Genomic DNA, 20,047 nt, shown 5'->3' with positions numbered 1-20,047 from the left:
GCCACGCACCTTAGCGAGAAGGTCGGCTTCCTGTCCGTTAGCGGGCGGGATGCACCTCTGTCGAGCTATCCGACTCGACGACTGTGGTCGCTTGAGCGTTCTGGATATCGACCATCAATTCGTTCGCCATCCCCTGCAGACGGTCACGATCTCGGTCGGTGAACTCGCGCGGTTGAGTATCGATGACACAAAGGCAGCCTACAACATGACCGGATGAAGTCCGTAGCGGGACTCCCGCATAGAAGCGAATGCCTCGCTCCAGCACATGCGGATCGTCGGCGAAGCGCGGGTCTTCGATCACATCCTCGGAAACCAGCATATCGCCTGCAGCGATCACATGCGCGTCGAGGGAGCCCTGGTGATTGCCCTGCGGACCTGCTTGAACCTCTTGGGCGCGGCTGTCAGCGGGCGTCGGCTGAATATTATCGACCAAGGTCACCAGCGCGATCGGGGCGTTGAACGCCTGCGCGACTTTTCTGGACGCCTCCTCCAGCTCCTGGCGTTTCGAGGCGTCCAATCCGAGGCCGCGCAACGCTGCGAGCTGCGCACGTTCGGCGTCGGCCGTGAGCTGAGGCGCCTCGCCCAGAGTCGCCGCGCGACCGACCCATGCTTCGACCTGCTCGACACAGGCTTGCAGAGAGGCGAATGCCGCGTCTGCCGCCATTTGAGTCTTGAGGTCCCCCGTCTGTTCCGTGCCCGCGATCAAATTCCAGCAACAGGCAGCCAGCTTCACCTGGGGAGCCCGACGGCGCAGGCGGCGAAAGACATAGCGGGCATAGACCTGCGGCTGCGGGTGAAAATAAGACAGGCACACCACGTCGACCGCCTGGAGATCAAGTTGCTCCAATGCTCCCCGACTGACCACGATCGGCGGCAAGACCTTGGCGCCGATGCTGCGCTCCTCGAGCACCTGCGCGAGCATCTCCGCCGCTGCATGATCGAGCTCCGTGCGTCCCGCGAGACAGAGGACGCATGGTCGCTGCGCCGAGTGATTGCCCTCTTTCACTGCAGGCGCCTTCTCGCAGATATGGTCGTCAACCTCCCGCACAACCGAGATAGCGGTATCCGCGACCAGACGACGATAGTTGGTATCAATGCTGCTGCGCTGACGATCGTTCTCCGCCAGGCGCAGCGCTGGAATTCCGACGTTATCGTACAGCTCACACGAGGAACACTCGTCTACATAATTCTCGGCGAACTCAACCGCCTCCTCCAGGTTGCCGGCCAATAGGCGCTGGTAGAGTTGCTCCTCCGGCGCGAGCACAGGGTCGCTGCCGAGAAGTATGCCCAAGAACTCTAACTGCGGGACGTAGCGCCCGATGACGACGAGGCAGACGGTCAAAGGTGTCGCCAGAAATAGCCCGACGGGTCCCCACAGCATCGTCCAGAAGATCGCGGCGATGATGATTGCGAGGGACGACAGCCCGGTGCTGGAGCCGTAAAGCCAAGGCTCGATGACATTGTTGCTGACGAGTTCAGCGGTAACGAACAAACCGACGACCCAGAACAGCATCGTCCAGCCCGGATCGACGGCGATCGCCAGGGCAACAGGAAATATCGCAGCCAGGAAAGGGCCGAGGTAGGGAATGAATCGGAGTACCGCTGCGAGCAAGCCCCAGAGAATCGCGTTCGGTACGCCAACAAAGTAGAGTGCAAGACCGATCGGCACGCCGTAAGTCAGATTGACAACGAGCTGCATCAGCAGATAGCGGCTGACCCGGGACGCAGCATCGTTGATGGCCTGAGTACTCTTCTGAAGGTCACCGGCTCCTGCCAGTTTGATGAATCGATCGCGCAGGTCTTCGCGCTCGAGCAGCACGAAGATCACGAAAATGACGACCAGCCCGGAAGTCGCAAGCGGCGCCAGCAGCGGACCTATGACGGAACGAATGAGCTCCAGCGGTCTCGGCTGTGGCGGCTCCACCCGCACGGTGATTGGCTCCCGACTCTCACCACCGGTGCCAAGCCGGGAGGACGCGGCCGGCGACTTTTTCTCATCTCCCGAGATCTCTCTGCCGAGATCCTGCATCGTCGTGGTGACGGCGTCGACGACCCCGCCGCCCGGCGCCGAGCTTTGCAACGATCGGATCTTCTCGGTGATGGTGGTCTGATAATTGGGAAGGTTGCTGGCGAGCTGGACCAGTTGGCGCCCAACGACCACGGCGATCCCTGCGACGACGATGAAGGCAAAGAAAACGGCAATCAGCACTGCCGCAATGCGGGGCACTTTCCAACGTCTCAGCCAATTGACCAAGGGCGTGAGAACGAAGCTCAGCAGGATCGCAAGGGCAAAAGGAACGAAGATTTCCCGGCCGAGATAGAGGGCTCCGATGGCTAGGACGATGCCGCCGGCCGTGAGCATGGGCGAGGATGCGGCTGGCACCGCCGGTGTTCGTTGCGTCGACGCCGGAGGCAACTCGGCCATAGCACGAGCCTTTCCGTAACGGTTTCGACAGGTCAACCCTGATTCGGCGGGATTGATCCAACGGAGCCCAAGCGCTTGATTACTGAATACATGCCCCTGCGAACCAAGGCGGGCGGCCTATCGTCCTCCAGATCAGGTGCAGGGGGGGGATGGTCTGGGGCGGCCGCTTCACCTAAACTTCGGCCGAATCCACGCCTGCCCCTCCCCGCCGGAACTCCCATGGTCCAGACCCGATTTTCGATCGCGGCCGTCGCGCTTCTCGCATGGTCCGCCACCGCCTCGGCCCAAATGCTTCCGCCTCCTGCCAAGCCCGCAGTGCCGAAGGCCGCCTCGCCGCGCGCCGCCTCGTGCCACAATGGCGCGAGCTTCGATCGCTTCCTGACTGAGGTGAAGCAACAGGCGGCGGCCGCCGGCGTGTCGCAGCGCACGATCGCGGAGGCCTCGCCCTATCTCGTCTACGACCAGGGCATCGTCAACCGCGACCGCGGCCAGCGCGTGTTCGGCCAGCTCTTCACCGAATTCGCCGGCCGCATGGCCGCACCCTATCGCATGCAGAACGGGCAGCAGCACATCAAGCAATACGCCACAGCGTTTGCGCGCGCGGAAAAGGAATACGGCGTGCCGCCCGCGGTGATCGCCGCGTTCTGGGGCCTCGAGAGCGATTTCGGCGCCAACATGGGCAATTTGCCGACGCTGAAATCGCTGGTGTCGCTGGCCTATGATTGCCGCCGCTCGGAGATGTTCGTGAACGAGACCATCGCGGCGCTGAAGATCATCGACCGCGGCGATCTGCATCCCGACGAGATGATCGGCTCCTGGGCCGGCGAACTCGGCCAGACCCAATTCCTGCCCGTGCACTACGTCAACTACGCCGTCGACTATGACGGCGACGGACGGCGCGACCTGTTGCGCTCGCCGGCCGACGTGATCGGCTCGACCGCGAACTACATCGCAAATGGGCTGAAATGGCGGCGCGGCGAGCCGTGGCTCGAGGAGATCAAGGTGCCGCCCAACCTGCCGTGGGAGAAGACCGACCTCACGGTACGCGAGCCGCGCTCGACATGGGCGCAACTGGGCGTCACCTATCCCGACGGTCGCCCCTTGCCGAACGACAATCTCGCAGCGTCCGTGCTGCTGCCGATGGGACGCTTCGGGCCGGCCTTCATGGCCTATCCGAATTTCGCCGCCTACACCGAGTGGAACAACTCGTTGATCTACGCGACCACCGCGGGCTATCTCGCCTCGCGCATCGCCGGGGCCGCGCCGATGCGCAAGCCGGCTGCGCCGGTCGCGCAGCTGCCGTTCAACGAGCTCAAGGACTTGCAGCAGCTGCTGGTGCGCGCCGGCTTCAACGTCGGCAAGGTCGACGGTGTGCTGGGGCAGCAGAGCCGCGCCGCGGTGAAGGCGACGCAGATCAAGTACGGCCTGCCGGCGGATTCCTGGCCGACCGCCGAGCTGCTTGCACGCATGCGCGGCGGCACGGCGCAGGTCCTGCCCCAGACGACGGTGCGGTAGAATTTTCGCATCGCACAAGCGGCTTTCCGCGATTGCAATTTTCCATGAGGCTCCCATGTGAGTGGCTCAGGTTTTCTCCTGAGATTTCCCACCATTTGAAGCGAGCAACACATGTCCTTCTACGACGCCGTCGTCCCCGCCTATCTGCAGATGCTGAACAGCGTGACCGGGCTGCTCACCAAAGCTGAGGCGCATTGCGCGGCCAGGAAGATCGATCCCAGCGTCCTGCTCGGCTCGCGCCTCTTCCCGGACATGCTGCCGCTGTCGCGGCAGATACAGCTGGTCAGCGACTATCCGACCAGAGGCTGTGCGCGGCTGACGCACAGCGAGGTCCCCTCGACGCCCGACACCGAAACGAGCTTTGCAGAGTTGAAGCAGCGGCTGGCGAAAACGATCGACTATGTCAAATCCTTCAAGCCCGAGCAGTTTGAGGGCGCCGACGCCAAGGACGTCACCTTTCCGATCGGCCCCGGCAAGACCATCACCATGACGGGACAGCAATTCCTGAGCTCGTTCTCGCTGCCGAACCTCTATTTCCACGCCGCGATCGCCCACGGCATCTTGCGTCACAACGGCGTCGAGATCGGCAAGCGCGACTTCCTCGGCGCGAACTGATTTGTGAAATCGCACGGCCGCGACAGTGGGATTTCGCTGTCGCAGCCGACATTGCACATGAATTATGCTACGCGCGCCCTGCCGCGTAGCTCGCCTGCACTTTCCGTATGGCTCATCCCTTGCGCCCGATGTCGCGATGCACAATTGTTCGAGACCTCTCACCGCCCGGAAGCATTGCCAATGAGCCGTTCGACCAAATTGTTTGAGACCTACAAGCTCGGCCCGCTCACGCTGGCCAACCGCCTCGTCATGGCGCCGCTGACGCGCAACCGCGCCGTACCCGGCACCTTCGTGCCCGGTCCGCTCGCCGCCGAATATTACGCCCAGCGCGCGTCCGCGGGCCTGCTGATCACCGAGGCAAGCCAGGTCTCGCAACAAGGTCAGGGCTACCAGGACACGCCCGGCATCTATAGCAAGGAGCAGGTCGCCGGCTGGCGCAAGGTCACCGACAAGGTGCATGAACGCGGCGGCAAGATCTTCATCCAGCTCTGGCACGTCGGCCGCATCTCGCACGTCGATCTGCAGGCGAATGGCGCAGCCCCGGTGGCACCGAGCGCGATCCGAGCCAAGGGCAAGACCTTCGTCAACGGCGGCTTCGCCGACGTCTCCGAGCCGCGCGCGCTCGAGCTCTCCGAGATTCCCGGGATCATCGACGACTTCAAGCGCGCCACGAAGAACGCGCTGGAAGCCGGCTTCGACGGCGTCGAGATCCACGGCGCCAACGGCTATCTGCTCGAGCAGTTCGCCAAGGACGGCGCCAACAAGCGCACTGATGCCTATGGCGGCTCGATCGAGAACCGCGCGAAGCTGATGCTGGAGGTCTCCAAGGCCGTCGTCGCCGAGGCCGGCGCCGAGCGCACCGGCATCCGCATCTCGCCGGTGACGCCGGCCAACGACATCTCGGATTCCAATCCGCAAGCGCTGTACGATCACATCGTCGACGGCCTCAGCGCGTTGAAGCTGGTCTATCTCCACGTGGTCGAGGGCGCCACCGGCGGGCCGCGCGACATCGCGCCGTTCGACTATGCATCGTTGCGCAAGCGCTTCTCGGGCGCCTACGTCGCCAACAACGGCTACAATTTCGAGCTCGCCAGCAAGGTGCTGGACGCGAACGCCGCCGACCTCATCGCCTTCGGCAAGCCGTTCATCTCCAACCCCGACCTCGTCGAGCGGCTGAAGCAGGGAGCAGCGCTGCACGATTGGGACAAGAACACCTTCTACGGCGGCGGCGCCAAGGGTTACACGGATTACCCGACCCTCGCGGCCGAGCCGGCGGAGTGATGTCTTCGCCCTCTCCCCACTAGCGGCAGGCAATCGCATATGATGTGCGGGATGCAGCGGCATCGGCAGTGGGCTCCCTCCCCCGCTTGCGGGGGAGGGTTGGGGGGAGGGTGTCTCCGCGCCGGGATTATCGAGGATAATTGAGGACGTCCCTACGCGGCGAGAGCCCTCACCCGCCGCGCTCTGCGAGCGCGTCGGCCTCTCCCGCGAGCGGGAGAGGCGAAGTCAGAAGAAGGGCCGGGATCGCTCCCGGCCTTTCGTGTTTGATGTCGCTCTAGGCGCCGCTTACTTCACTTCCGCGCGCTTGGGCGGAGTGGCGGGCCACGACTTGATCAGGGTGTCGTAGTCCACCGTCTCGCCCTTCGGCTTCTCGTTGGCGAGCTTGCGCTGCGGCGCGATGGTGCCGTCCTTCTGAGCCTTGGCAAACCAGTACTCGGCCGACTCCTTCTTGTGCAGCTTCGGACCGCAGGCGCCCTGCACGCCGGACTTCTCCAGACGCTCCAGCACGGAGTCCTGGGCCGCCGCGAGAGCATCCATCGCCTGCTGCGGCGTCTTCGCACCGGACGACGCGTCGCCGATGTTCTGCCACCACAGCTGCGCGAGCTTCGGATAGTCGGGCACGTTGTTGCCGGTCGGGGTCCACTGCACGCGCGCGGGCGAGCGGTAGAACTCGATCAGGCCGCCGAGCTTCGGCGCACGCTCGGTGAACGACTTGTCCCAGATGTCGGATTCACGGATGAAGGTGAGACCGACATGGCTCTTCTTCAAGCTCACCGACTTGGAGACGATGAACTGGAGATAGAGCCAGGCTGCCTTGCGGCGATCCGGCGGAGTCGACTTCAGCAACGTGGCGGAGCCAGCGTCCTGATAGCCGAGCTTCATGCCTTCCTTCCAGTAGGAGCCGTGCGGCGACGGAGCCATACGCCACTTCGGCGTACCGTCCGCATTCACCACCGGCAGACCCGGCTTCACCATGTCGGCAGTGAAGGCGGTGTACCAGAACATCTGCTGGGCGATGTTACCCTGCGACGGCACGGGGCCGGACTCGGAGAAGGTCATGCCCTGCGCCTGCGGCGGGGCGTACTTCTTCATCCAATCGAGATACTTCGTGATCGAGTAGACTGCGGCCGGGCCATTGGTGTCGCCGCCACGCTCCACCGAAGAACCGACCGGGCGGCAGCCCTCCATGCGGATGCCCCATTCGTCGACCGGCAGACCGTTCGGAATGCCCTTGTCACCGTTGCCGGCCATCGACAGCCAGGCGTCGGTGAAGCGCCATCCGAGCGAAGGGTCCTTCTTGCCATAGTCCATATGGCCGTAGACCTTGACGCCGTTGATCTCCTTGATGTCGTTGGTGAAGAACTCGGCGATGTCTTCATAAGCCGACCAGTTCACGGGCACGCCGAGCTCGTAGCCATACTTGGCCTTGAACTTGGCCTTGTAGTCGGGATTGGTGAACCAGTCGTAGCGGAACCAGTAGAGGTTCGCGAACTGCTGGTCGGGCAGCTGGTAGAGCTTGCCGTCCGGCCCGGTGCCGAACGACTTGCCGATGAAGTCGTTGACGTCGAGCATGGGGTTGGTGACGTCCTTGCCCTCGCCGGTCATGTAGTCCGACAGCGCAATGGTCTGGCCGTAGCGGAAATGCGTGCCGATCAAGTCGGAGTCGTTGATCCAGCCGTCATAGACGTTCTTGCCCGACTGCATCTGGGTCTGGAGCTTCTCGACGACGTCACCTTCCTGGATGAGATCGTGCTTGAGCTTGATGCCGGTGAGCTCGGAGAATGCCTTGGCGAGCGTCTGCGCCTCGTATTCATGAGTCGTGATCGTCTCGGAGACGACGTTGATCTCCATGCCCTTGAACGGCTCGGCGGCCTTGGCGAACCACTCCAGCTCCTTCTTCTGGTCCTCCTTCGACAGCGTCGAAGGCGTGAATTCCGCGATCCATTTCTGGATCACGGCCTCGTCGGCGGCGCGAACCGGCGCCGAGACGGCGAGCGACACTGCGATGATCGCAGCGGCGCTGGACATCGTCAGAAAACTATTCTTGGTCAATGGACCTTTCCTTCTCCTAAACTGTCGCATGTTGTTCCTCCGTTGCAGCGACAAACTTTTATACAGGCCCGGGTTGGTCCCGGATCTGGCCGTCCCTTCGCAAGCTTCAGACCGTGCGGAAAATGAACGCGGCCGTGACCAGCGAAATTCCTGATGCGAGCCACAGGCTCGAGATTTCAAACCCCTCCTCGCCAATAGGCAGCGTAGCGATCGCGTCGGTGCCGACGAGGCCGATCCAGGCGAGGTGGATGACGGCGGCCGCGATCAGCGAGATGAACAGGCGGTCGCCGCGCGTGGTCGGGATGCGCAGCACGCCAACGCGCTCGGCCTCGGGATAGACCGCGGCGAGCCAGGTCATCAGCGCCAGCGTACAGGCGAGCGCGGCGAAGAAGATCGCGGTCGGCAGCGTCCAGGCCATCCATGCGATGGATTCCATCGTTGCCTCCTTACACGCGGCCGAGCGCGAAGCCGCGCGCGATGTAGTTGCGGACGAACCAGATCACCAGCGCGCCCGGAATGATGGTGAGCACGCCGGCGGCGGCGAGCAGGCCCCAGTCCATGCCGGCGGCCGAGACCGTGCGCGTCATGATCGCGGCAATGGGCTTTGCGTGCACCGAGGTCAGCGTGCGCGCCAGCAGCAGCTCGACCCAGGAGAACATGAAGCAGAAGAAGGCGGAGACGCCGATGCCGCTCGCGATCAGCGGCACCAGGATCTTGATGAAGAAGCGCGGGAAGGAATAGCCGTCGAGGAACGCGGTCTCGTCGATCTCGCGCGGCACGCCGGAGACGAAGCCTTCGAGGATCCAGACCGCGAGCGGCACGTTGAAGATGCAGTGCGCGAGCGCGACGGCCCACGGGGTGTCGAACAGGCCGATCGCCGAATAGAGGTTGAAGAACGGCAGCGCATACACCGCAGCCGGCGCCATGCGGTTCGACAACAGCCAGAAGAACAGATGCTTGTCGCCGAGGAAACGGTAGCGCGAGAAGGCGTAAGCCGCCGGCAGCGCCACGGCGATCGAGATGATGGTGTTGAGGACGACGTATTCCAGCGAATTGATGTAGCCCGAATACCAGCTCTCGTCGGTGAAGATGCGCCTGTAGTGCTGCAGCGTCGGATTGTGCGGCCACAGCGTCATCGTCGAGACGATCTCGCTGTTGGTCTTGAAGCTCATGTTGACGAGCCAGTAGATCGGCAACAGCAGGAAGATCAGGAACAGCCCCATGATGAGGCGGCGGCCGGGGATCGAATGCATCAGGCCACTCCTTCCCTTGGCTCGAGTGCGGGCACGGGCTTGAGCGCGGCCGCGGGCTTGGGCTCCGCCGCCGGCTCGCTTTCCGCCTGGACCTTACGTTCGACGCCGGCATTGGTCATGACGGTGTAGAAGATCCAGCAGACGATCAGGATGATGAGGTTGTAGACCAGCGACAGCGCCGCGGCCTTGCCGAGGTCGAACTGGCCGAGCGCGATCTTGACCAGCTCGATCGACACGAAAGTGGTGGAATTGCCGGGCCCGCCGCCGGTGACGACGAACGGCTCGGTGTAGATCATGAAGCTGTCCATGAAGCGCAGCAGCACCGCGATCAAGAGCACGCGGTTCATCTTCGGCAGCTGGATCGCCTTGAACACGGCCCAGCGCGACGCGCCGTCGATCTGCGCGGCCTGGTAATAGGCTTCGGGAATCGACTTCAGGCCGGCATAGCACAGCAGCGCGACGAGGCTGGTCCAGTGCCAGACGTCCATCACGATGACAGTGAACCAGGCATCGACGTCGTTGGAGACGTAGTTGTAGTCGAAGCCCATGGCGTTGAGGACGTAGCCGAGCAGCCCGATGTCGGGACGCCCGAAGATCTGCCAGATGGTGCCGACCACGTTCCAGGGGATCAGCAGCGGCAGCGCGAGAATCACGAGGCAGGCTGCGACGGTCCAGCCCTCGCGCGGCATCGACAACGCGACGACGATGCCGAGCGGCACCTCGATGGCGAGGATGACGAGCGAGAAGAGCAAATTGCGGCCGAGCGAGGCGAGGAAGCGGCCGCCGAGGTCGGTGGAGGGATCGAGCAGCTCCTTGAACCAACCGACGCCGTTCCAGAAGAACTGGTTGTTGCCGAAGGTGTCCTGCATCGAATAGTTCACCACCGTCATCAGCGGCAGCACCGCCGAGAAGGCGACGACCAGGAACACCGGCAGTACCAGGAACCAGGCTTTTTGATTGACGGTCTTGTCCATCAGGCGGCTCCCTCCACCAGAAGGCTGTCGGCATAGACGTGGACGTGGGACGGATCGAATTTCAGCCCGGCGGTGCCGTCCGCGCTGGTGAAGCTGCCAGGGGCGCGCGCCGCGAGCTTGGCATCGCCGACGCGCACGCGCGCGAAGCGGATGCGGCCGAGATCGTCGATGCGCTCAATCCTGGCGGTGAGCAGGCTAGGTGCGGGCGCGACCACCTCGACGAATTCGGGCCGGACGCCGATCTCGATCTTCGCGCCCGCGGGCAGATTGTCGTAGCTGCGGTTCAGCGCGATGACGTGGCCGTCGATCCTGGCCTCACGCCCCCTCACTTCGGCCGGCAGGATGTTCATGCCGGGCGAACCGATGAAATAGCCGACGAAAGTATGCGCCGGCTTATCGAACAGCTCGGCCGGCGTGCCGCTCTGCACCACGCGGCCGTCATGCATGACGACCACGGTGTCGGCGAAGGTCAGCGCCTCGGTCTGGTCATGGGTGACGTAGATCATCGTGAGGTCGAGCTCGCGATGCAGCGCCTTCAGCTTGGAGCGGAGCTGCCATTTCAGCTCGGGGTCGATCACCGTCAGCGGCTCGTCGAACAGCACGGCGGCAACGTCGTTGCGCACGAGACCGCGGCCGAGCGAGATCTTCTGCTTGGCGTCGGCGGTCAGGCGCGTGGCCTTGCGGTTCAGATAGGGCTCGAGATCGAGCAGGCGACCGATCTCGGCGACGCGCCTGTCAATGTCGGCCTTCGGCACGCCACGGTTCTTCAGCGGAAACGCCAGGTTCTGTCCGACCGTCATGGTGTCGTAGATCACCGGAAACTGGAACACCTGCGCGATGTTGCGCTTCTGGGTTGACAGCGGTGTGATGTCCTTGCCGTCGAACAGGATTTTCCCCCGTGACGGCGTGATGATGCCGGAGATGACGTTCAGCAGCGTGGTCTTGCCGCAGCCGCTAGGGCCAAGCAGCGCATAGGCGCCGCCCTGCCGCCAGGTCATGGTGACAGGCTTGAGCGCAAAGCTCTCCTGCGGCGCGTCGTTGCCGCCGTAGGAATGGGCGAGATCGACGAGGTCAATGCGGGCCATGGCGCACCTCCCTCCTAAGAGCCCGGTGCCGCGACCAAACGGTCGGCGGCATCGAAGACGAAAACATCATTGGGATCGAGCACGGCATCCAGCATCTGGCCGGGCTCGAACTCGTGCACGCCGTGCAGCACCGCCACCCAGTTCGATCCGTCGCGGGTCAAATGCACGAAGCTCTCCGAACCGGTGATCTCGGTCACCGTGACAGTGGCGTGGAAGGCGTGGCGGTCGGTCTCGCCATTGGCAAGCCCGAGCTGATGGGCGCGGAAACCGACGCGATAGGCGCCGTCGGCGAGCGAGGCATACAGGCCCGAGGCCGGTGAGGACGTGCCGCCGGCATAATGCACGGAGCCGTTCTTCTTCTCGATACCGACGAGGTTGAGCGGCGGATCCGAGAACACCTGGGCGACACGAAGCGTCTGCGGCCGGCGATAGACGTTGGTGGTCTCGCCCATCTGCAGCGCTTGGCCCTCCCACATGCACACCGTGTTGCCGCCGAGCAGCAGCGCCTCGGTCGGCTCGGTGGTGGCATAGACGAAGATCGCGCCCGAGGCCTCGAAGATGCGCGGCAGCTCCGCCCGGAGCTCCTCGCGCAGCTTGTAGTCGAGATTGGCGAGCGGCTCGTCGAGCAGCACGAGGTCGGCGCCCTTGACCAGCGCGCGTGCGATCGCGGTGCGCTGCTGCTGGCCGCCGGAGAGCTGGAGCGGCGTGCGCTTCAGGAACGGCTCGAGCCGCAGCAGCTTTGCCGCCTCGGCGACGCGCGCCTCGATCTCGTCGCGCGGCTTGCCCTGCACGCGCAGGGGCGAGGCGATGTTCTCGTAGACCGTGAGCGAGGGGTAGTTGATGAACTGCTGGTACACCATCGCGACCGAGCGCTGGCGCACGTCGGCGCCGGTGACGTCCTTGCCGTTGACGAACACCTTGCCTGTGGTCGGCTTGTCGAGGCCGGCGAGCAACCGCATGATCGAGGTCTTGCCTGACAGCGTCGGCCCGAGCAGCACGTTGAGCGTACCGCTCTCGAGCGTCAGCGAGACGTCACGGATGTGCGGCACGCCTTCCACGGTCCGGGTCACGTGATCGAGTGTCACGGTCATGAGCGTCCTCCCGCTTCCAGCAGGGGACTTTGCGCCACGGCGTGGCTCCTGATCCAGTCGTCGAGGGTCGCGATCTCATCGGCAGATAGTCGCAGGCCGAGCTTGGAACGGCGCCAGACCACGTCCTCGGCGGTGACGGCCCATTCGTTGGCCATGAGATAGCGGACCTCGCGCTCGGTCAGCGTGGCGCCAAAGGCCTGGCCGAGATCCGCAGCCGATTTTGCATCGCCGAGCAGCTTGATGGCACGGGTGCCATAGGCGCGCGCCAGGCGCCGCGCATGCTCATGGCTGAGGAAGGAATAGCCGCGCTGCAGCTCGGCGATCAGGCCGTCGATGTCGGATACATTCATGTCGCCGCCCGGCAGCGGCCATTTGCCGGTCCAGCCCTCGCGCGCTTTCGCACTGCGCAAGTAGGGCGCAAGGCGCTCCAAGGCCTCTTCGGCGAGCCTGCGATAGGTCGTAATCTTGCCGCCATAGATCGACAGCAGCGGCACGCCGCCGGGCGTGTCGAGCTCGAACACGTAGTCGCGCGTCGCGGCCTTGGCCTCGCTGGCGCCGTCGTCATAGAGCGGACGCACCCCGGAATAGGTCCAGACCACGTCGGCGGGCGCGACGGGCTTCGCCAGATATTCGCTGGCCGCCTTGCACAGATACTCGATCTCTTCAGCCGTCGCCTTCACCTTGGCGGGATCGCCGTCATAGTCGCGGTCGGTGGTGCCGATCAGCGTGAAGTCGTCCTGGTACGGGATCACGAAGATGATGCGGCCATCGGCATTCTGGAACATGTAGGCGCGGTCGTGGTCGTAGAGCTTCTTCACGACGATGTGCGAGCCCTGCACCAGGCGCACCTTGGCTTTCGCATTCACGCCGGCGCCGCGGCCGAGCACGTCCTCGACCCAGGGCCCGCCGGCATTGATCAGCGCCTTGGCCTGGATTTGCGACCGCGCGCCGGTCAGCGTATCGACCATGCTGACGGTCCAGACGCCATCCGACTGGCGAATCTCGGTGGCGCGGGTGCGGGTGCGGATCTCGGCGCCCTTGTCGGCGGCATCGCGCGCATTGAGCACGACGAGGCGGGCGTCGTCGACGAAGCAGTCCGAATATTCGAAGGCGCGGCTGTAGCGGTTCGGGATCAGCGGCTTGCCGACCTCATCGCGCTTGAGATCGACCGAGCGGGTCGCCGGCAACAGGTGGCGGCCGCCGATGTGATCATAGAGGAACAGGCCGAGGCGCAGCAGCCAGGCCGGGCGCAGGCCGGCGTGATGCGGCAGAACGAAACGCAGGGGCCGGATGATGTGGGGCGCGATGCCCCAGAGGATCTCGCGCTCGATCAGCGCCTCGCGGACCAGCCGAAACTCGTAATATTCGAGATAGCGCAGGCCGCCATGCACGAGCTTGGTCGACCAGGACGATGTCCCGCTCGCCAGATCGTTCATTTCGCACAGGAAAACGGTATTGCCGCGGCCCACCGCGTCGCGCGCGATGCCGCAGCCGTTAACACCGCCTCCGATGATGGCGAGATCGAAAATACGCTCCAACAGACGCATCCCCCGGCGACCGCCCGTTCCATCGAGCGGCTACTTTCGTTTTTGATTAGATCACACCGAAAAACGAAAGCAAGATGAAAGAGAGGCGAAAGGAAGCGAAAGAGGAACTTTTTGGTGGGCAAGAGGAACTTGGATTGGGCAGCCCAACGGCGATATGCCAAGGCGCGACTGTCCGAGGTGCTCGACCGCGCCCAGAGCGGCCCGCAGGTCATCACCCGTCACGGCAAGCCGAATGCCGTCATCGTTTCCGTTGAGGAATGGGCGCGCAAGACAGCCCGCAGGGGCACCCTGGCCGAATTTCTGCTGGCCTCGCCATTACGCGGCGTCGACCTTGAACTCGACCGGCTGCACGACGCGCCACGCGACGAAGTGCCATGAACCTTTTGCTGGACACCAACGTGCTTTCGGAAGTTCAGCGGCCCGTGCCTTCGGCAAAAGTTGTTGCATGGCTGGATACGATCGACGAGGACCGTGCGTTCATCAGCGTCGCCTCGATCGCCGAGCTTCGCCGCGGCATCGCATTGCTTGAGGATGGCCGCCGACGCACCGCGCTGGCCGCCTGGCTTGCCCACGATTTGCCTGCGCGGTTTGCCGAGCGCGTCCTGCCGATCGACCAGACGGTGGCCGAGCGTTGGGGCGACCTCATGGCACAGAGCCGCAAGAGCGGCGTCGCATTGTCCGTCATGGACGGCTTCTCTGCGGCGACTGCGCTGGTGAACGATCTCACGCTCGTCACACGCAACGTGAAGGATTTTGCGGCCTTCGGCGTTCCGCTGCTCAACCCGTGGGACGGCGCTTAGCCTCTATCTCAGCCGCACCACTGGCGCGGCTTCCGGCGCGGCATCCTGGGTGTCGGCCGGCGTATCGTCGATATCGGCGCCCTTCGGCATCGCCTCGACCACCTCGATGCCCTTGCTGTGGCAGATGGTGGCGAGGCGCTCGGGCAGCTCCTGGTCGGTGACGAAGGTCTGGATCTGGGTGATGTGGGCGATGCGCACCGGCGCGCTGCGGCGGAGTTTTGTGGAATCGGCGACCAGCATGACGCTGCGGGCATTGGCGATGATCGCCTGCGCCACCTGCACCTCGCGATAGTCGAAGTCGAGCAGCGCGCCCTCCTCGTCGATCGCCGAGGCGCCGATGATGGCATAGTCGACCTTGAACTGGCCGATCAGCTGCGTCGCGGTCGAGCCGACCACCGCGCCATCGGCGCGCCGCACCGTGCCGCCGGCGACCACCACCTCGATCCGCGGATGGCGGTAGAGCAGCATGGCGACATTGAGGTTGTTGGTGATGACGAGGAGGTCCTCATGCGAGGTCAGCGCGCTCGCCACCTCCTCCGTCGTGGTGCCGATATTGATAAAGAGCGAGCAGCCGTTCGGGATCAACGAGGCGGCGGCAGCCCCAATCGCCTTCTTCTCGTCGGCGGCAACGAAACGGCGCGCTTCATAGGCGAGGTTTTCCACGCCCGAGGCGATGATGGCACCGCCGTGGATGCGGGTCAGCGAACGCCGCTCACAGAGATCGTTGAGATCCTTGCGGATGGTCTGCGCCGACACCTCGAAGCGGCGCGCGAGCTCCTCGACCATGACGCGGCCGGAGGCGCGCGCGATGTTGAGGATTTCGGCTTGGCGATGGGTCAATCCGGTCACGGCAAAGGCCTCACATCAGAATGATGCATGGTGCGGCGGTTTGCGCCCTCGGTCAATGCGGACGCCGATCACGGTTAACGATGAAGGCCTTACCACGCCATTTCTCACCACGCCATGGCACTCGCGAGACGCGCGAGCAGCGTCGGGTCGTCGAAGGCGCTGGCAGAGGCGACCGCGCCTGCTCCCACCAGGTCAGCATGGCTGAGACTGGTGCGGATGCCGACGGTCGGAATGCCGGCGGCCGTCGCAGACTGCACGCCGGCGCGGGAGTCCTCGAATGCAATCGAGCTTTCTGGCCTCGCGCCGACGAAACGCAGCCCTTCCTGATACGGCAGCGGATGCGGTTTGCCGTGCGGCAGCTCGGCGCCGATCACGAGCGCCTTGAAGCGATGCGTGATGCCGAGGCCGGAGAGCAGCAGCTCGGCATTGAGACGCGGCGCATTGGTCACCGCGACCATGGGAATGCCGGCGCCATCGGCGCGGTCGAGCAGCGCCATCAGGCCCGGCAGCGGCGCGATCTGCCCGGCCACCAACGTGCGGAAGACCTCCTCCTTCTCTTCGAGGATGAGGGCGCGCCGCTCCGGCGCCTCGTGGGGCAGAAAGCGATCGCCGATCGCGACATTGGCGAAGCCCTGCAGCTCGAGGGAGAAACGTGCGTGATCGAAGACGTGTCCGTGCGGGCCGAGCACCTGGTTGAAAGCCTTCAAGTGCAACGGATCGGTGTCGGCGAGCGTGCCGTCGATGTCGAACAACAACGCCCGGCCCATTCCATCGTGTTTGGTCTCGATCATTTCCGTACTTTCCCAAATGCGCGGCGCATCGATGCGGAAGGCGTATCAATACGGCCTCGATCGCGCAATGACGCATCCACATGCGACAGGTGACACTCGACAAAGTCGCGTGCGACTGCGACACTGGTTGCAAGATCAAAAAGGAGGAAACGATGACGATCAACCGACGCGATCTGGCTCTCTCGACGCTCGCCGTGTCCGCGCTTGCGTTCGCGACGCCCGCACTCGCCGCTTCGGCAGACGAGGAAGCGGTGGCGAAGAGGGTCGAGGCCTTCCGCCTCGCCCAGATCGCGGCCGATCCCAAGGCGCTCGGCGCGCTGTGCGCGGAGGAGCTGAGCTACAGCCATTCCAGCGGCAAGGTCGAGGACAAGGCGACGTTCATCGCCAACGCGACCGACGGCAAGTCGAAGTTTCTGTCCATCGAATACAAGGATCCCACCATCAAGGTCGTGGGCCCCGCAGCCATCGTGCGTTTCCACTGGCTGGGTGAGCAGGAAATGGCGGCCGACGGGAAAAAAGTATCGACCAACCTTCACATCCTGATGAACTGGCAGAAGCAAGGCGAGGAGTGGAAGCTGTTGTCGCGGGCGGCGACGAAGTTGTGATGATTGCCCTTACCCTCTCCCCCTGTGGGAGAGGGTGGCTTCGCAAAGCGAAGCCGGGTGAGGGGTTGCCTCAGCGAGCACTTCTCTGACTTTTGAATGCGCCGAAAGATACCCCTCATCCGGCGCTTCGCGCCACCTTCTCCCGCAAGGGGAGAAGGAAGCAACATCAAGGGCGGCAAAAAATTCCCACCACGCTTCGCGCGTCGCAATCACCGGCGGCAGGCGCTTACGCCGCCTCCTTCACATCGCCGTTCACCAGCCTGCGCGCGGCGCGCTCGGCTTCGCGGGCGTTGCGGAAGAGCTGGCCTTCGAGACGGTTGAAGCGGTGCGATGAGGCGAAGAAACAATAGCCTCCAGAAGAACGAACGACGATACCTGCGGTCTGCGAATCGACTTCGATGATGTAGCTGTCCGGCATGGTCCGTGGCTTCCTCAGTGCGGGCAAACAACGGTGCTCCTGCCCAAAGGTTCCCAAGGGCATTTGCGGCCGTTTCCACCCCGAATCGACACGCAATTGAGTACGCCGGGACCTCATCCGTTTTATGACTGGTTCTTGACTGGTTCTTGGCGAAGCCGCGACGATGTGACTTGCTCGTGCCGCGTTCTGCGGCGCTGCAAGGCCTCGCAAGATGGGACAGTGCGTCGCGCGCGATTACGTCGCGATCGGCGGATCGTTTCGCTGGATCGCCTGCGGACGGCCGTGGTCGTCGATCGAGACGTAGGTGAAATGACCGTCGGTGACGAGGAACGGATGCAGCTCCTTGCGCCGCAACGCCCAGGCCTCGAGATGCACGGTCAGCGAAGTGCGCCCGACGCGCACGAGATTGGCGTAGACCGAGACGAGATCGCCGACATAGACCGCTTTGCGAAAATTCATCGCCTCGATGGCGACCGTCACGGTGCGCGACCGCGCGACCTTCGAGGCGAACACGCCGCCGCCGACGTCCATCTGGCTGAGCAGCCAGCCGCCGAAGATGTCACCATTGGCATTGGTGTCGGCCGGCATCGCCAGCGTGCGGATGCAAAGATCGCCGCTCGGCTCGGTCGCTTGTTCGCTCATATGGCTCTCACTTGAAATTGTCCCAGCCCGGATCAGGCGCGAAACGCGCGCCAAATCGTTCCGCCAGCGCGCGCAGAGTGGATACGATGTTTTCTACGCTGCGCGTGCGCGCGTAATTCAGCGGACCGCCGCGGAACGGTGCATAACCCGTGCCGAAGATCATGGCGCCATCGACCGCATCGGCATCGTCGACAATGCCCTCGCGCAGCGCCGCGACGCAGACATTGGACATCGGCAGCACCAGGCGGTCGATCATCTGGTCGGTGACGCGCGGGCCGGTCTCCGGCAACGGTGCTTTCTCCGCCTTGCCGTCCTTCCAGGTGTAAAAGCCCTTGCCGGTCTTGCGGCCGAGCTCGCCCTTGGCGACCTTCTCTCGCAGCCAGGCCGGCGTCGGCGGCAGGAGATCGCCGAATTTGGTGCGCAGCATGTCGCCGACGTCGAGGCAGATGTCGAGCCCGACCTGATCGGCCAGCTCGATCGGACCCATCGGCATGCCGAACTGCTCGGCCGCTTCATCGATCAGGCGCTGGTCGATCTTCTCGTCCAGCATCACCATCGCTTCCAGCATGTAAGGCGTCAGCGCACGGTTGACGAGGAAGCCCGGCGAGCTCTTTACAGGCAAAGGCAGGCGGTCGATCGCTCCGACGAAGGCGAGCGCCTGTTTCAGAACCTGTGCATCGTTGCCGTCATGGCTGACGACCTCGACCAATTGCAGCCGCGACACCGGGTTGAAGAAATGCAGGCCGACCAGCCGCTCCGGCCGCGCCAGCGTGGTGCGCAGGTCCTGCAGCGGAATGCTGGACGTGTTGGTCGCAAGGATCGCTCCGGGCTTCATCCGCGGCTCGAGCCCGGCATAGACCTTCTGTTTCAGCTCCAGCTTTTCCGGCACCGCCTCGATGATGAGGTCGGCGTTGCGGACGCCCTCGCCGTCCATGTCAGGAATCAGGCGGTCGAGCGCATCGCGCACGTCGGTGGGCTTGCGGATGATCTTGCCGTAGAGGTCGGCCGCGCGTTTGACCGCGCCTGCGATCGGCTCCGGCTTCATGTCGGCGAGCGAAACGCGAAGGCCCTGCCCCGCACACCAGGCCGCGATGTCGCCGCCCATCGCGCCGGCGCCGATGACGTGGACATGCTTCACCGTGCTGCCGGCGCCTGCCGCCTTCTTCATCTGCTCGCGCAGGAAGAAGACGCGGATCAGGTTCTGCGCGGTCGGCGTCACCATCAGCCTGGCGAACGAGGCCTGCTCGGCCTTCAGCATCGCGGATTTGCTGCCGCCATGCGCTTCCCAGAGGTCGATCAGCGCGTAGGGCGCTGGATAATGCTCGCGCGATGCAGCCTTCGCGGCCTCCGCGCGCATGCGCTTGGCCAGCAGGCCGCGCACCGGCCCGAGATTGGCGGCGCGTGTCAGCAGACCGGGCCTGGCCCGTTTCAGGCGGCCGAACAGCGCATCCTTCACCGCGCCCCGGACATGCCGCTCCTGCGTCACGGTGTCGACGAGACCGAGCGCCTTGGCGCGGCGCGCGTCAATGGTGCGGCCGGTCAGCATCAGGGCCATCGACTGGGTCGGGTTGACCAGTGCCGTGAACCGCGCCGTGCCACCAAGGCCGGGATGCAGGCCGAGCATCACCTCCGGGAAGCCGAAGCGCGCCCCCTCGATGGCGATGCGCGCCTGGCAGGCCAGCGCCACCTCGAGCCCGCCGCCGAGGCAGAAGCCGTGAATGACTGCGATCGTCGGCAGCTTTAGCGCTTCCAGATGGTCGACCACGGCGTGCGCGGCGCGGATGCGCGTCTCCACCATGCCGGCATCGCTGGCCCCGCGGAATTCATTGACGTCGGCGCCGGCAATGAAGCCGGACGGTTTTGCCGAGCGGATGACGAGACCGGCGGGACGCTCGGTCTCGATCGCCGCGAGCACAGCGTCGAACTCCTCCATCACGTCGGAGGACAGGGTGTTGGCGCTGGCGTCAGCGCGGTCGAACAGCAGCCAGGCGACGCCGTCTTCTTCTCGCGTCAGCTTGAAATGCTTGTAGGGACCATCCGGCGCGGGGCGCGGCCCGAGCTCCAGCACGCGGTCGGCGAGCACGGTCATGATCTTGGAATCCAT

The 20,047-nt window shown here is 64.4% G+C and carries 19 protein-coding genes; 6 read left to right on the top strand and 13 right to left on the bottom strand.

All coding sequences use genetic code 11. The annotated features are described in order from the left end of the window. Window positions 1-37: 37 nt before the first annotated feature. Window positions 38-2,362: an AI-2E family transporter gene (locus tag P0R31_RS27375; RefSeq protein ID WP_275517497.1), complete on the bottom strand. Its 2,325-nt coding sequence runs from the start codon at window positions 2,360-2,362 to the stop codon at window positions 38-40. Window positions 2,363-2,644: 282 nt separating this feature from the next. Between P0R31_RS27375 and P0R31_RS27370 the strand changes: the two genes are divergently transcribed. The 3 genes from P0R31_RS27370 to P0R31_RS27360 all read left to right on the top strand — a co-directional run bounded on the left by P0R31_RS27370 (window position 2,645) and on the right by P0R31_RS27360 (window position 5,836). Then, window positions 2,645-3,940 carry a lytic murein transglycosylase gene (locus tag P0R31_RS27370; protein WP_275517495.1) on the top strand — a complete coding sequence of 432 codons (1,296 nt, stop codon included), beginning with the start codon at window positions 2,645-2,647 and terminating at the stop codon, window positions 3,938-3,940. Between the two features lie 111 nt (window positions 3,941-4,051). Then, window positions 4,052-4,555 carry a DUF1993 domain-containing protein gene (locus tag P0R31_RS27365; RefSeq protein ID WP_036013837.1) on the top strand — a complete coding sequence of 168 codons (504 nt, stop codon included), beginning with the start codon at window positions 4,052-4,054 and terminating at the stop codon, window positions 4,553-4,555. Between the two features lie 180 nt (window positions 4,556-4,735). After that, the gene (locus P0R31_RS27360; protein WP_275517493.1) at window positions 4,736-5,836 is read left to right on the top strand and encodes an alkene reductase; all 1,101 of its coding nucleotides are present in this window, start codon (window positions 4,736-4,738) and stop codon (window positions 5,834-5,836) included. Between the two features lie 285 nt (window positions 5,837-6,121). Here the strand turns inward: P0R31_RS27360 and P0R31_RS27355 are convergent, their stop codons facing one another. The 7 genes from P0R31_RS27355 to glpD form a co-directional block, all read right to left on the bottom strand. After that, complete coding sequence (locus tag P0R31_RS27355) at window positions 6,122-7,864, bottom strand: ABC transporter substrate-binding protein (protein ID WP_275517566.1); 1,743 nt, start codon at window positions 7,862-7,864, stop codon at window positions 6,122-6,124. A 130-nt stretch (window positions 7,865-7,994) separates the two neighbouring features. Continuing rightward, on the bottom strand, window positions 7,995-8,324 hold the full coding sequence (locus tag P0R31_RS27350) for a DUF2160 domain-containing protein (protein ID WP_275517492.1): 330 nt from the start codon (window positions 8,322-8,324) through the stop codon (window positions 7,995-7,997). A 10-nt stretch (window positions 8,325-8,334) separates the two neighbouring features. Further along, window positions 8,335-9,141, bottom strand: a complete 807-nt coding sequence (locus P0R31_RS27345; RefSeq protein WP_275517490.1) for a carbohydrate ABC transporter permease — start codon at window positions 9,139-9,141, stop codon at window positions 8,335-8,337. After that, a complete protein-coding gene (locus tag P0R31_RS27340) occupies window positions 9,141-10,115 on the bottom strand; it encodes a carbohydrate ABC transporter permease (RefSeq protein ID WP_275517489.1) in 975 nt (324 codons plus the stop codon). The genes P0R31_RS27345 and P0R31_RS27340 overlap by 1 nt, the downstream gene beginning before the upstream one ends. Continuing rightward, window positions 10,115-11,200, bottom strand: coding sequence for an ABC transporter ATP-binding protein (locus P0R31_RS27335; protein ID WP_275517487.1), 1,086 nt, complete (start codon window positions 11,198-11,200; stop codon window positions 10,115-10,117). Before P0R31_RS27335 ends, P0R31_RS27340 begins: the two co-directional genes overlap by 1 nt. A 14-nt stretch (window positions 11,201-11,214) precedes the next feature. Next, window positions 11,215-12,291 (bottom strand): ABC transporter ATP-binding protein, encoded by a 1,077-nt coding sequence (locus P0R31_RS27330; RefSeq protein WP_275517486.1) that lies wholly within the window; start codon window positions 12,289-12,291, stop codon window positions 11,215-11,217. Next, the gene (gene glpD, locus P0R31_RS27325) at window positions 12,288-13,838 is read right to left on the bottom strand and encodes a glycerol-3-phosphate dehydrogenase (RefSeq protein WP_275517484.1); all 1,551 of its coding nucleotides are present in this window, start codon (window positions 13,836-13,838) and stop codon (window positions 12,288-12,290) included. Before glpD ends, P0R31_RS27330 begins: the two co-directional genes overlap by 4 nt. A 114-nt stretch (window positions 13,839-13,952) precedes the next feature. On the opposite strand from glpD, the gene P0R31_RS27320 reads away from it, so the two are divergent. Both P0R31_RS27320 and P0R31_RS27315 read left to right on the top strand, forming a co-directional pair. After that, window positions 13,953-14,216 carry a type II toxin-antitoxin system Phd/YefM family antitoxin gene (locus P0R31_RS27320; RefSeq protein WP_275517482.1) on the top strand — a complete coding sequence of 88 codons (264 nt, stop codon included), beginning with the start codon at window positions 13,953-13,955 and terminating at the stop codon, window positions 14,214-14,216. Next, window positions 14,213-14,638, top strand: a complete 426-nt coding sequence (locus P0R31_RS27315; RefSeq protein WP_275517481.1) for a type II toxin-antitoxin system VapC family toxin — start codon at window positions 14,213-14,215, stop codon at window positions 14,636-14,638. The genes P0R31_RS27320 and P0R31_RS27315 overlap by 4 nt, the downstream gene beginning before the upstream one ends. 3 nt (window positions 14,639-14,641) lie before the next feature. On the opposite strand, the gene P0R31_RS27310 is transcribed toward P0R31_RS27315, so the two are convergent. Together P0R31_RS27310 and P0R31_RS27305 are read right to left on the bottom strand one after the other, a co-directional pair. Continuing rightward, window positions 14,642-15,487: a DeoR/GlpR family DNA-binding transcription regulator gene (locus tag P0R31_RS27310; RefSeq protein WP_128262993.1), complete on the bottom strand. Its 846-nt coding sequence runs from the start codon at window positions 15,485-15,487 to the stop codon at window positions 14,642-14,644. Between the two features lie 104 nt (window positions 15,488-15,591). Continuing rightward, window positions 15,592-16,278: an HAD family hydrolase gene (locus P0R31_RS27305; RefSeq protein WP_275517480.1), complete on the bottom strand. Its 687-nt coding sequence runs from the start codon at window positions 16,276-16,278 to the stop codon at window positions 15,592-15,594. 152 nt (window positions 16,279-16,430) lie between these two features. Here P0R31_RS27305 and P0R31_RS27300 point away from each other — a divergent pair, with 152 nt between their 5' ends. Beyond that, window positions 16,431-16,883, top strand: coding sequence for a nuclear transport factor 2 family protein (locus P0R31_RS27300; RefSeq protein ID WP_275517479.1), 453 nt, complete (start codon window positions 16,431-16,433; stop codon window positions 16,881-16,883). A gap of 226 nt (window positions 16,884-17,109) precedes the next feature. On the opposite strand, the gene P0R31_RS27295 is transcribed toward P0R31_RS27300, so the two are convergent. The 3 genes from P0R31_RS27295 to P0R31_RS27285 all read right to left on the bottom strand — a co-directional run bounded on the left by P0R31_RS27295 (window position 17,110) and on the right by P0R31_RS27285 (window position 20,047). After that, complete coding sequence (locus P0R31_RS27295) at window positions 17,110-17,301, bottom strand: hypothetical protein (RefSeq protein WP_036013862.1); 192 nt, start codon at window positions 17,299-17,301, stop codon at window positions 17,110-17,112. A gap of 234 nt (window positions 17,302-17,535) precedes the next feature. Continuing rightward, on the bottom strand, window positions 17,536-17,943 hold the full coding sequence (locus tag P0R31_RS27290; protein ID WP_275517478.1) for an acyl-CoA thioesterase: 408 nt from the start codon (window positions 17,941-17,943) through the stop codon (window positions 17,536-17,538). 7 nt (window positions 17,944-17,950) lie between these two features. Beyond that, window positions 17,951-20,047, bottom strand: a complete 2,097-nt coding sequence (locus P0R31_RS27285; protein ID WP_275517564.1) for a 3-hydroxyacyl-CoA dehydrogenase NAD-binding domain-containing protein — start codon at window positions 20,045-20,047, stop codon at window positions 17,951-17,953.

Origin of the sequence: Bradyrhizobium yuanmingense, from assembly GCF_029167105.1 — a bacterium.
Classification (GTDB): Bacteria; Pseudomonadota; Alphaproteobacteria; order Rhizobiales; family Xanthobacteraceae; genus Bradyrhizobium; species Bradyrhizobium yuanmingense_A.
Note: the sequence above shows the minus strand (reverse complement) of the source record. Positions and strands in the feature narration are given on the sequence as shown.